This window comes from Thalassoroseus sp., from assembly GCF_984380535.1.
The window spans coordinates 113,747-126,478 of sequence record NZ_CFHRBF010000013.1; the positions used below are offsets into that span (position 1 = coordinate 113,747).

General features: G+C 53.3%; 11 protein-coding genes. 2 read left to right on the forward strand and 9 right to left on the reverse strand.

Annotated features, from left to right (window positions below; translation table 11 throughout):
• The first annotated feature begins 36 nt into the window (after positions 1–36).
• Positions 37–1,068 carry a DUF933 domain-containing protein gene (locus tag AC5DDB_RS18625; protein WP_491741260.1) on the forward strand — a complete coding sequence of 344 codons (1,032 nt, stop codon included), beginning with the start codon at positions 37–39 and terminating at the stop codon, positions 1,066–1,068.
• A gap of 101 nt (positions 1,069–1,169) precedes the next feature.
• Positions 1,170–2,171 (forward strand): mechanosensitive ion channel family protein, encoded by a 1,002-nt coding sequence (locus tag AC5DDB_RS18630; RefSeq protein ID WP_491741261.1) that lies wholly within the window; start codon positions 1,170–1,172, stop codon positions 2,169–2,171.
• Between the two features lie 50 nt (positions 2,172–2,221).
• Here AC5DDB_RS18630 and ruvA read toward each other — a convergent pair whose 3' ends face one another.
• The 9 genes from ruvA to AC5DDB_RS18675 form a co-directional block, all read right to left on the reverse strand.
• Positions 2,222–2,848, reverse strand: coding sequence for a Holliday junction branch migration protein RuvA (gene ruvA, locus AC5DDB_RS18635; RefSeq protein ID WP_491741262.1), 627 nt, complete (start codon positions 2,846–2,848; stop codon positions 2,222–2,224).
• 26 nt (positions 2,849–2,874) lie between these two features.
• Complete coding sequence (gene ruvC, locus AC5DDB_RS18640) at positions 2,875–3,399, reverse strand: crossover junction endodeoxyribonuclease RuvC (RefSeq protein ID WP_491741263.1); 525 nt, start codon at positions 3,397–3,399, stop codon at positions 2,875–2,877.
• Positions 3,400–3,448: 49 nt separating this feature from the next.
• On the reverse strand, positions 3,449–4,999 hold the full coding sequence (cysS, locus tag AC5DDB_RS18645; RefSeq protein WP_491741264.1) for a cysteine--tRNA ligase: 1,551 nt from the start codon (positions 4,997–4,999) through the stop codon (positions 3,449–3,451).
• Between the two features lie 82 nt (positions 5,000–5,081).
• Positions 5,082–5,585 carry a 2-C-methyl-D-erythritol 2,4-cyclodiphosphate synthase gene (ispF, locus tag AC5DDB_RS18650; RefSeq protein WP_491741265.1) on the reverse strand — a complete coding sequence of 168 codons (504 nt, stop codon included), beginning with the start codon at positions 5,583–5,585 and terminating at the stop codon, positions 5,082–5,084.
• A gap of 216 nt (positions 5,586–5,801) precedes the next feature.
• The gene (locus tag AC5DDB_RS18655; RefSeq protein WP_491741266.1) at positions 5,802–7,400 is read right to left on the reverse strand and encodes a DUF1080 domain-containing protein; all 1,599 of its coding nucleotides are present in this window, start codon (positions 7,398–7,400) and stop codon (positions 5,802–5,804) included.
• A 175-nt stretch (positions 7,401–7,575) separates the two neighbouring features.
• Entirely contained in the window at positions 7,576–8,118 is a 543-nt protein-coding gene (locus AC5DDB_RS18660) for a heavy-metal-associated domain-containing protein (RefSeq protein WP_491741267.1), read from the reverse strand.
• Positions 8,119–8,222: 104 nt separating this feature from the next.
• Complete coding sequence (locus AC5DDB_RS18665) at positions 8,223–9,308, reverse strand: ABC transporter permease (protein ID WP_491741377.1); 1,086 nt, start codon at positions 9,306–9,308, stop codon at positions 8,223–8,225.
• A gap of 75 nt (positions 9,309–9,383) precedes the next feature.
• Positions 9,384–10,364, reverse strand: a complete 981-nt coding sequence (locus AC5DDB_RS18670; RefSeq protein WP_491741268.1) for an ABC transporter permease — start codon at positions 10,362–10,364, stop codon at positions 9,384–9,386.
• 157 nt (positions 10,365–10,521) lie between these two features.
• Entirely contained in the window at positions 10,522–12,438 is a 1,917-nt protein-coding gene (locus tag AC5DDB_RS18675) for a peptide-binding protein (protein WP_491741269.1), read from the reverse strand.
• Positions 12,439–12,732: the final 294 nt, after the last annotated feature.

Consider the following 12,732-nt stretch of genomic DNA (forward strand, 5'->3'; position numbering starts at 1 on the left):
TAGAACGAGCTCTTCAACACTTGGGGCAATTGACGGATGAAAATTGGTCTGGTTGGCTACCAAGGTGGTGGTAAGAGCACTGTGTTCGAGTTGCTCACGGGGATCGCGCCGGATATTGCGAAAGCGCATACCGGTCAGGTTGGAGTCGCTGATGTCCCTGACGAGCGGTTCAACCGCTTAGTGGCCCACTACAATCCTAAGAAGATTGTGCCCGCACGTATTGAGTTGTTCGATACGCCAGGTCTGAGTCGAGATAGTCAAGATTCCAACGGGCAACGACTTGGCATTATCCGTGAAGCGGCGGCTTTGGTGCAGATCGTCGGTGTCTTCGCCGGGGCAGATCCCGTCGCGGAAGTGCAGGCGTTCGAGGAAGACCTGATTCTCGCTGACCTTCAGGTGGTGACAAACCGGATCGAGCGACTCAAGAAAGACGCGAGCAAACCACGACCGGATCGCGACGAACTGCAAGAGGAACTCGAAGCCCTGAAGCCGATTGCAGAACGATTGCAGAACGTGCAACCGATCCGCGAGATGGAGTTCACGGAGAAACAGGAGAAAGCGGCCCGTGCGTTTTCTTTGCTGAGTCGTAAGAAGCAACTTGTCGTTCTGAATACGGCCGATAGCGACATTCCCGAAGATGCAATCGCCGAGATCGAAAAGCTTGGCCCGCGGGCAATTGCAGCTCCCTTCGGTCTGGAACTCGAAGTCTCCGAACTCTCCGAAGATGAACGTGCCGAGTTCGCTGCGGAGATGGGGCTTGGCGAACCGAGCCGGGGACGACTGCTACGGATGATCTTCGAAGTGACCGACCAGATCACGTTTTACACATCCGGCGAAAAGGAAGTTCACGCCTGGTTACTCAAACGCGGCTCCAGCGTTTTGGAGGCGGCTCACTCGATTCACAGCGATCTCGCTCGCGGCTTTGTGCGGGCAGAAATTTGGCAAGCCGACGACTTGTTGAAGCTTGGTTCCGAACGAGAATTAAAAGCGGCTGGCCTAAACCACGTCGAGGGTAAAGAATACATCGTCAAAGACGGCGATGAAATCTTCATTCGCTCGGGCGTGTAGTTGCCCAAACCCTTGATCGACCACCGTCGTCAAGTTCTCTGCCCGATTGTCTGCGACAATGACGTTGAGCGAAACGTGTCATTTGAACGTAAGGCAGCGAGATGCAAGGAACGACCGAGGGAATCGAAAAGTTAGGGGCTGGTGAAACCGTCAAAGGCATCGAGTTTCTCGGTGTCCGTTGGATTGGACTCAATCCGACGAACGGCCAGAAGTTGTTGGCTACGATCGCTTTGATCGTAATTATGCTTCTGCTTGCCGCCTTGCTGCGTTGGGTGATTCACCGTTTCTCTCGGGGGCGGACCAATATCGGTTGGATTACCGCGTCGAAGCAGGTCGTCAATCTGCTGTCCACTTTTGTCATCACAATAGGCGTGTTGTCGATTTGGTTTGACGATCCTTCGTCACTGGCGACAGCGTTTGGACTGGTGACCGCAGGGGTCGCTTTCGCCTTGCAGAAGGTTATCACATCGTTCGCTGGTTATTTCGTCATTCTCCGCGGCAAGATCTTCAAGGTGGGAGACCGGATCGCGATGGGTGGGGTCCGTGGGGATGTCATTCAGCTCGATCTGACGCAAACTACGATCATGGAAATGGGCCAACCGCCGTCTGTTCAGAATGCGACGCCGGAAATTTGGGTCCGTTCCAGGCAGTACACCGGCCGGGTCGTTAGTATTCCCAATGCCAAGGTGTTTGAAGAACCGGTTTATAATTACTCGCGTGAACTTCCATTCCTTTGGGAGGAGTTGTCGGTACCGGTTTCCTACAGCGACGATCGGCACAAGGCAGAAGAGATACTTTTGAACGTCGCGAGTCGCCACGGCGTGAAAGCGGCTGACTTGGACAAAGACGCCATACAGGAACTTTCGCGACTGTATCCGGTTGAGAAACCGTCTCTCGAGCCTACCGTATTTTGGCGTCTCACCGATAATTGGCTCGAATTGACCGTGCGATTTCTCACGCGTCAGTACGGTGTTCGAACCGTGAAAGATCGGATGAGTCGTGATCTCATCGCATTGTTCGACGAGTCCGGGATCGGAATTGCGTCGGCCACATTTGAAGTCGTCGGACTACCCAAGTTGCAAATCGAAGGAAAGTCTTCGTAGGGATTACGCTTCAAAGCTCGAAGCGATCAGTAAGTCCCAGTGATCCACAGTTACTGTCGTTGATTCTGGTAGATCACGCGGATGAGTTCGTCCGTGGATTTGAACTTCTTTTTGCCTTCAATCGCCTGTTCGATTTTGTCGTGGGCATCTGTCTCGGAGTGGCCAAGTGCGACGAGTGCTTGAAAGGTTTCGCTGAGGATATCACGCCCGGTGGCATCGTCGGACTCGGGAAATTCCTGTCCGACGATTAACGCGAAGCGGGCCATCTTACGCCGGAGTTTCGCCACGATTCGTTCCGCCACCGCGGGCCCGACACCGGGCAATGTCGTTAGCTGTTTGACATCTTGTTCCTCGATCGCTGTCGCGACCTCCGCCACCGGCCGAACCATCGCACGGAGTGCTTTCTTCACACCGACGCCATCAACCGAACAAACCATCTCGAAGAATTGTTTCTCGGCGTTTGATAGGAAGCCAATCATTCGTGGGGTGAGGCGACCGGATTGAGGGTTGCCCTCGAGGTATTCGATCGTCCGTAAACTGACTTCGTCACCGATCATGCCTTGGACTTGGCGACGGACGAATTCCGGCACATAGACTTCGTATTCAAACGCTCCGACCGCAACGATTGCAGAGTCGGACTCTAAGGAGACGAGTTTGCCGGTAATTCGCGTAATCAACGAACCGAACCTTTTGAAGGAATTCTTTAAACTGTGCGAAGGCTGTGGTACATGCAAAGTGCGATCGCGGCCGCGTCGGCCACATCGTGGGGTTCTGGGACCACATCGATGCGTAACTCATTCTGAATCGCGAACTGCATCTGTTCTTTGGACGCTTTCCCGCTGCCTGTCAGAAGCTTTTTAACGTGCGTTGGCGGAAAGTGTACCACTGAGACGGAACGCTCAGCAGCAACCATTAGAATGGCTCCCCGAGCATGGGCCATCAGCAGCGCGGACTTGGGATTTCGACCCAGTGAGAATACCTGTTCGATAGCCATGACCTGCGGAGCGTAATCCTCGATCACGTCTCGAATTCCCGAACCGATCTCCAGCACACGTTGGGACAATGGCAAGTCGGCATCGGAGCGAATTACCCCGGCTTCGCGAAGAACAGGGCCACGGGATGTTCGCTCAATAACCGCGTACCCCGTTCGACGTAATCCCGGATCGACACCCAAGTACCGCTGCACTTTGACGTGCGATTTCGACTGAATCGGTTCGGTAAAGGCCATCTGCACCACCAAACTTGTAGGGGACCGAGTGACCGGAAATGGGCAATGATCAGTCTCGCCGCCAAATCGTCTCGCCGGTGCGGTCCTCTAATGTTACGCCGAGCGCCGTGAGGCCATCACGAATTCCATCAGCGACGGCAAAATTCTTGCTCTTACGGGCATCCGCACGGAGTTGAATCAAGAGTTCCATCAGCTGGCCGGCAAATTCATCATCGGCACCTGCACCAGACTTCTGAACGGATTCTTGAAAGACCCCTAGCGTACTTGTGAGTTCCTTTAGCAGTTGCATAGCAGCGACCAAAGAGTTCCGCACGTCGTCGCTGACCGCTTGGCCTTTATCCATGCCATGTCGGTTGATTAAGCCATTGATCGATTTGCGAAGCTCGAACAACACACCGACGGCTCCACCGGTATTGAAGTCGTCGTCCATCGCTTCCCAGAACCGTTCGCGGAAATCATTCAGTTCGGCAACGAACTCAGGATCACCCGTGAGTGTGACGGTTTCGCTTCTTGTTTTCGACGCTTCGAGCGTATAGAAACTTTGGCCGGTAACTCGTTCGAATTCTTCGAACAGACGATAGAACCCGTCCAGTCCTTTTTCTACTTCGGCGATTCGTTCGAGGCTGAAATCAATCGGGCTGCGGTAATGTGTTCCGAGCAGAAAGAACCGCACCGTTTCTGGAGTATGGTGCGGAAAGACCGCTTCTTTGATCGGTTTGGCACCTAGACTCCCGGACATTTTCCCGGCGAGTTGTTCTTCCGGAGAGTCGCCAGTTCGATCATGTCCGCCGCCGACTTTCCCCTTCTGCCCACTCTCCTGCATCAGTCCATTGTGTAGCCAGTATTTTGAGAACGGCTTGCCGGAGCAACTCTCCGATTGCGCGAGTTCGTTCTCGTGGTGCGGGAACATTAGGTCCAGACCACCGCCGTGGATATCGATGGTTTCACCAAGCAATTTCGTGCTCATGGCGGAGCACTCGATATGCCAACCGGGGCGGCCGGGACCCCAAGGGCTGTCCCAACTTGGTTCCCCGTCACGCGACTTTTTCCACAATGCGAAGTCGGCAGGATGGCGTTTGCGATCGTTGGCTTCGACACGTGTGCCTGCCATCATCGCGTCAATGCTCCGTCGGCTCAGTTTGCCATAGTCGTCGTCACTGTTGACGGCGAAATAGACGTCGCCATCCAGTGGGTAGGCATGTCCTTGATCGACCAACCGGCCGATCATTTCCAGCATATTGCCGATGTGGTCGGTGGCCTTGGGAAACTTGTCGATGGTATCGACGTGCATCAATTGCAGGTTTTCCAGGTAATCGGCCGTCATCTTTTCGGCGAGTGCTTCGACCGATGTGCCCAGTTCGTTCGCTTTGTTGATCAGCTTGTCGTCAATGTCCGTGATATTCACGACCCATTCGACGTTGTACCCGCTATAGACGAGGTATCGTTTGATCGTGTCGAAGATGACTGGTCCGACCATATGCCCGATATGAGCGGGTTTGTAGACGGTCGGCCCGCAGAGATACATTGTCACCCGATTGGGGTCGAGTGGCTGAAAATCTTCTTTGGTGCGGGTCAGAGTGTTGTAAACGCGAAGTGTCATCGGTCCTTGAATCCCAATTCAAAATCATCCGTTGTTTTGACGGTAGTAACGAGTGTTCCACTCGGAGGCGGCGTCGTGGATACTAGAGCGCACCCGAACCTGCTCGAACAATCAAGACGGCCACCTGGGCGGCGATGGCTTCTCCACGACCAATTGGACCGACGGATTCGCCGGTTTTGGCTTTGACGTTGATCGCTTCTGGCTCGACACCAAGTAATTCGGCAAGTTTCACTTGGATCTTTTCTTTGTATTCGCTGAGTTTCGGCCGCTGAGCCGAGATGATGCAGTCGAGGTTTCCGACATGCCAATCGCGTTCGTGGAGCGTCATTAAGGTGGCAACTAACAACTCCGACGACTCGGCATCTTTCCAGCGTTCGTCAGTATCCGGGAACCACTCGCCAATGTCTCCAAGACCAGCGGCCCCCAGTAGGGCGTCGATTGTCGCGTGTAAAAGCACGTCACCATCGCTATGAGCGACCGGCCCGAGGTCGAACTTGATCGGTACACCACCGATGATCAAAGGGCGACCTTCTTCCAAACGATGCAAGTCGTTCCCAAAACCGACTCTGATATCGAGTTGCGCCATCGAGAGACCAATAAACTGTATAGGGGTTATGGACGCAGCGGAGCATCACAAACGGCCCGAATCATAACACTGAAACTGTTTTCTGACAATAAGGTTGCGGAGATGGTTCGGCCGTGGTGGCGATCACTGCGATGTCAGCGTTTTTATTGACGAATCAAAAAATCCCGACGAGAGCCAGCCGGCTTGCATCGGGATTGCGTGTCCGTTTGGAACTGCTTAGCGGTTCCAGTCTTCAATCATCTTTTGGATTCGGGCGGCATTGAAGTTTTGAGGTTGGTCATAATCTTGATTTCGTTGCAAATCTTCGACTGTCACCGAACCTGCGGGCACGCCGTCTTGGGGGACTTCTAAACCTGCACACCAAACAATTGCGTTGAGCATCAGTTTGCGGAACTGGTCATGACCCCAGTTCCAGTGGAAATGTCCGCCCGTGAAACCGAAGCCGCGGCCACCGTCTTTGCGTTCGGTTGCCCAAGCAGTATGTTGACTTTCACCCGCCGCGACCGCCTTCCGCACGGCCGGGTTACCACTGTGTGCACCATCCGGGCGACTGAGTGTCGATTCCGGTGGCAAATCGCTGAGGATCGGCGTCACGCCGGCCATTCCTTCGCGAAAACGCATGTGATAGTACCATTCGTCATTGATATTGAACGGCTTAACGCCATTGGTTGTCGGGTGCGACGGGAGTTCGGAGAAGTTAGCGGTCCAGTGCGGGTTCACAGACCAATCAGTCTCGAAGTAGCCCCCGGTGTAGTCCAACAATGCCTCACCGGATGGTCCCTTGGGAACCTCCACGGCGTAATGGATGGTGACCAACCCCACGCCTTCGCTCATCAACTCTTCGAGTTTCTCGAGGTGTTGATTCATGGGATGTCGACCGCCGCCGTCGGCGTAGATCACGATGCAATCTGCGTCGTCCAGAACCGAATCATCTTTGGGCCACCCGTTGGTGATCACGGTTGTCGAGATGGGAAGTCCGCTGGATTCCAGTGCCGAAGCCAGCAACATACAGCCAGCTTTATGTTCGTGCGAACCGTAGCCATGACTCGGCGTACCAGCCACGAACACGACCTTCTTCGTCTCACTGGAAGTGCTTGCCGATTTCTTCGAAAGCGGCTTGAGTTGGATATTCTTGAATTGCACCTTCATCGGCGGGCCTGCGTGCAATTGCAAGGCGAGCAAGCCGGATTGGCGTCGTTCTTTCTCGTCTTCATCGGTCACTTCGACGGTCTTCGCACCGTTGATGTAGTGCGTAAAATGGAAACCGTTGGCAACGATCCGGTAACTGTTCCAGCCGTCTTTGTTGATCTTCGCCTGAATATCGGCGGACTTTCCGAACTGCTCGACGAGCTCGACTTTGAATTTGCCGTCTTTGCGAGTGAGTTTGGTTTGTTCGCCGCGTTTGCCGAGAATGCCTCGGAATTTCTCGCCGTACAAAATGCCAGAATACGTGTCGCCCGAGTCGATGTCGGCTTGATATCCGCCAATTCGCCACTGGTCAGCAGCATTGTCGAGCTTGAAACTCCGATATTGAATTCCCGAGTTGCCGCCTTGAATCCGGTAATCTAAGGTCAACTCGAAGTCTGAGAGTTCACCGTCTTCCCAGACGATAAAGGTGTTGCCTTGCGTGGGGTTGTCTGGGGTCGTCTTCCCGGTGATTGCACCGTCTTCGACGCTCCAAAATTTCGGATCGCCACTCCATCCATCAAGCGTTTTGCCATCGAACAATTGGCGACTACCTGGCTCGTCCGCGGTTGCGACTCCACCGCAAACGACCGCAATCAGCAGCGCGAGTTTCATCATGCGCTTGTGCATCCAACTCTCCCTCGTCAATTAGGTTCGGATATGAAGAAATCCCTCGCGAGTTGTGGGCATAGCGGACGTGGTGTTCCGCTGCGCGTTCACGCGAGGGATTAGCATTGTGCCGCCAACAACGGTGCGGAATCAACTCAGCGACCGGAATTGACAGAGTCGCTCGTTCGAGAACCGTCTATTCCTCTGCGACGGTTCCGTAGTAACCACCTTTCATCAATGCTGCGAATGCATCACTAAACGAAATTTTTTCACCGGTGAGTTTGACGGTCTTCTCTTCGCGATCGATGGCAATTTTTGCGACGCCATCGACATTTTGAACGGCCTTCTTCGCACCGACCACGCAACCGCCACAGCACAGGTGCACTCCCTCAAACACGATCTCGCTTCCCGACGCATTCTTTTTCACGCCCGCGTCTGGAAAGGCGATGAGTTTGTCACCGTAAGTGGCAGCACCGCCGAAACCGTTGTCCGCAAGGGCTTCCACACCGGATTTTGCAGCTTCCGCATCGGCTGCGGAAAACGTCACGACTTTGGAATTTCGATCTGCGGAGACATTCGAAACACCTTTGACTCCATCTAACGCGTCGGCGACATCTTTCACGCAACGCCCGCAGCAGAGGTGAACTCCTTTAACCGTCACATCGGCGGCTACGGCAGAGTCGGCGACCAACGACATCGATGTCATTGCAACGGCAAACACAGTGGCGAGAATTCGCATAGGGCCCTCGATTTGCTCAAGTGGAAAAGTGAAATGCAACAGTAACTCTTTACATGTTCCACGATTCCAACGGGATGTCAAATGATTGGCGACTACTTATGGATTCAATCGGAATCGCGAAGTCTCGGATCGGTCGCTTCCTGAATACCTTCACCGATGAGGTTGTAACTGAGGACCGCCATGAAGATCGCGATTCCCGGAAAGACGATCAGCCACCACATTTCCAAATGGCTGCGCCCGTCCTTCAAGAGTTTCCCCCAACTGGGTTCCGGGGGAGGAGCACCGAAACCCAGGAAACTCAGACCGCTCTCGATGAGAATCGCCGACGCAATCCCGAATGTGATCGGAACCAGCACGGGAGCTAAACTATTCGGAAGGATATGGCGAACAATGATGCGGGTTCGTCCCAGCCCGAGCGCACGAGCAGCGGCGACGAATTCCATCTCCTTCAATCGCAAAAATTCGGCGCGAGTCAGGCGTGCGATTCCGGTCCAGCGTGTGCAACCGATGACCGCCATCAGGTGCCAAATTGTGGGACGCTCGACGATCGCAAGCAAAGCCAATATCAAAACGAGAGCGGGAATACAAAGAACGATCTCGATGATACGACTTAGTAACATGTCCGCCCAACCGCCGGCATAGCCCGCGATCGCACCAAAAGTCACGCCGATAACTGTTGCAATCCCCATTGAAACAAAACCCACCAACAGCGCAACTGTGGTGCCATGAACCAACTGGGCAAAGACATCCACTCCACGAGTGTCGGTGCCCATGAGGTTCAAGCGATTCGGGTGCCCATCGCCACCGGTCGGGTTGCCGGGCATATCGGGCCACTCGTTGTCATAGACGCGACGATAAGGGTCCTGATACACAAGCGGCCAAATCGCCCAGCTCTCTGGATCTTTGGCTTTCAGATTTTCCGGGTAACGTCTGCGGAACTTGTCCCGTGCAAAGACGGGGTTCTCCCAGGACGAGTTGAAGTATCCCATTGCAGGGAAGTAGATACTGCCTTTGTACTTCACGATGATCGGCCGTGTTCCGACGATTGCCGGCGCGAACATCGCAACGAGCGTAAGACAGCCGACGAAAACCAGAGCCGACATGGCGAGTTTCCGACGACGGAATCGAGTCCACGTCTCGGCCCAAAACCCGCGAGACGTAGTCTGTCTCGCCCGAGTTTCGGGAGGCAATGTTTCCGTGATCGTTGCCTGTTCACTCATAGTCTTCAATGACAAACTCAGAATGATGAATCTGGTAGTTGCCTGTTAGGAAACCCGAACGCGAGGATCAACAACAGCGTACAACAAGTCGGCTAGCAATTGGCCAAGCAGCGTGAGGATCGCAAAGATCAAGGTCAGTCCCATGACGATGGTGTAGTCACGGGCATTCAAAGCTTCGAAATACAGTTGCCCCATGCCAGGCCACTGAAAGATCCGCTCAATGATAACCGCACCACTTAGCAACGATGGAAGCGTTAACCCGATCAGTGTGACGAACGGCACGAGCGTATTTCGGAATGCATGCTTCACAAGAACTGTAATCGGCCCGAGACCTTTTGCGACCGCGGTTCGCACATAGTCTTGGCGGATCACTTCTTGCATATTCGAATAAACAAACCGACTGTAGTACGCCAAACTTCCGTACGTAAAACAGACGACCGGCATCAATGCATGTTCAAAGATATCTTTGATTTTTCCAAAGAACGAAAGACTCTCGTAGTTATCGGAATGCAGTCCGTATAGTGGTAGCCAATTGAGTTTCTGGAAAAATAGAATCTGTAGTAACAAGGCTGCTACAAATGACGGGAACGAATACAGCATATAAAGACTTGTGCTGAGAGTTCGTTCGTCGAGTTTGCCACTTCTCATCGTGGCAAAGAGCCCCATCGGGACTGCTAGGATATAAGTTAAGAGCAGGGAACTCACTGATAGCAACAGTGTCGGACCGATCCGTTCGCCGATGAGTCGAGCCACCGGCACTTTCTGTGCAAACGAGCGACCGAGATTTCCTTGAACGACTTCGCCGAGCCAATAGAAATAAGCTTCATACCACGGCTTATCGAGTCCGAAATCCTTCTCTAGCCGTTTGATGTCGGCCGGGCTCAGCATTTTACTAGGGTCTGCGGTGGCCATGTCCATGGTTAACGGTGTGCCCGGCATGCTGCGGATCAAACCGTAGACAATAAACGTGATCGCAAAGAGCGTGATCACGCTGAGCAACATTCGTCGAACCAAGTACGAAAACATAGACGTTCGGGTTCCATGTCAAATCGAGCACAAGCGACTTGAGCGGTGTTGGTTATCGGAGCGGGAATGTTCCCACTCCAATAAACCCAACCTTGTTTCACATCGCTTGAAAACGAAAACCTAGCGTTCTGAGCATTGAACGGTGGGTTTATCCTTGTTACTTCGCCGGCTTCCAGATAGCAAAGAAACCCGGATCATAGTGGTAGGGACCCCGCGGGCTAAAGTAGTAGCCCCGAAGATCTTTATTGAAGGCATAGAAGGCGTTGCGGTAGAACAACCAAGTGTACGGTTGATCCTTCCATAGCAGTTGATGGATCTTCCGGTAGATGTCGGCCCGTTTCTCGCGGTCGAACTCGCGTTTGCCTTGTTCGAAGAGTTTGTCGACTTCTTTGTTGACATAGGAACCGTAGTTCCGACCGTTCTCAATGGCTTTCGTCGTGAAAATGTTCTCGGACGTGTCCGGGTCGACGCCGGAACCCCATCCCCCGTATGCCGCGTGGAAGCGATGTTCAAGCATCTGTTGTTGAAGTACTGTCGACTCCAACGGTTTGACGTTGCAGACAATACCGATCCGGTCCAGGTTTTCTTTGAGAAGCGTGCAGATCTTGATTCGCTCGTCGACAGCACTGCAAATCACTTCGAATTCAAAGGGTACCAGTTCGCCGTTGATTTCCTTATCGCGAATGCCGTCACCATCGGTGTCTTCCCAACCGGCTTCATCAAGTAGTTTCTCGGCTTTCACCAAGTCTTGTTTATAGGGCTTGGGAGGATTCTTAGGGGCCATCCAAGAGGTCGGGTGGAAAGTGCCGACACTCGGTTGATGCAACCCATAGAGGAGCTTGTCAAGAAGTTCATCGTGATTAAACGCATAGGACATGGCCTCTCGGACCTTGCGGTCCTTGAAGTATGGTGTTTTCAAGTTCCAAAAGAAGTGGAAACCAGTCCATTCGTTCGCGGTGACTTTTGTATTGAGCCGATAGAAATCGGAGTCGTTCGTTTGTGTCTGCCATTGCTCGGCGTTGAGTAGAAGTTCTTCGACCTCGCCTTCTTTGATCGCCAGGACAGATGTACCTTCGTCATCGATGATCTTAAAACGGACGGTCTTGAAGTACGGTTTCGAACGAACTTGCTGACCCTCATGTTGGTACCAACCCTCTCGGCGAGTAAGCACGATTTCCGAATTGCGTTTCCGAGACTGAATAACGTACGGCCCGCCAGTGACGGGTTTGTTCTCGTACTTCACATGATAGTCGCTGTTCTGTAGTGTCGGGTCGTCTTTGAGCGACTTCTCGTAGATGTGCTTTGGAATGACAGGGAAGTTGATATTCCAGACATTCGTCGCGAGTGATTCCTTGTGGAAGAACACAAGCGTGTAGTCGTCGTAGGCTTCGACCCAGCGAATTTCATCCGTTCCCGAGCGTACGGCGGGCACGGGAACATCGGGGTTCATGATCGTCTTGAACGAGAAGACGATGTCGTGTGCGGTGATCGGTTTCCCGTCGGACCAGGTCAGGTCTTTCCGCATGACGATCTTGTCGTACATGCGGTCTTTACTGGACTGCCACGAAACGACCGTGTCTTTCGCGGCATACGGTTGCATTCGCCAATCGAACGAAAACAGCCCAAAACCGGTTAACCCCATCACATCAAACTCCGTTGTGGAGCTGATAAAGAGCGGGTTTGTGCTACGAACATCACGCGGAGATTGCCGGATGATTTCCGCATCCCAATCCACGTCGTCTTCGTTTTCCGGGGGGCGACCGAGTGCGTCGAGAATCTTGTCGTTGTTCTCGGGAGAATCGTTTTTCAGCGAGAGCGCTTCCTCGACGGTGGCAATGGGCTCTTTGTTGGCCCAGTATTCTTGAAGCAATTCGCGACCGTCCATCACGGGGCGGTCTTCCCATTCGGCTTTCTTATCCAACTCGGCCAACGTGGGGGGATCGAAATCTTCGAGCAGAACTTCCGATGGCGTATCAGATTCGGGGTCATCGTCGGAGGATTGGCTGCAACCAATTCCGATTAGCAACAACCCAATTGCCCAAACCAGTCTGACCTGACGCCATTCGCTCATCATCGTTCGATCCTTCTCAAGCCGGCATTCATCCGAAACATGACAAGACCCGATTGTGGCAAACGACTTACGTCGCCGCAAGCGATTGGGACCGCTCGAATCGGCAAATCGACAAGTCTAGGCAGTGAAGTCTGGTTCACCTCAGGCGTAGTAGTCTTAGTCAAGAACGGTTCCTCGCGATGCCGTCACCGAAGGGGATTCGTATCAGCAGACGGTGCATATTTTCAGCGTGGTGATACTGGAGCCAACGCATCTCCGGCAACTTACTTCGGTTGTGACGGAGTTATGGGCTATGTC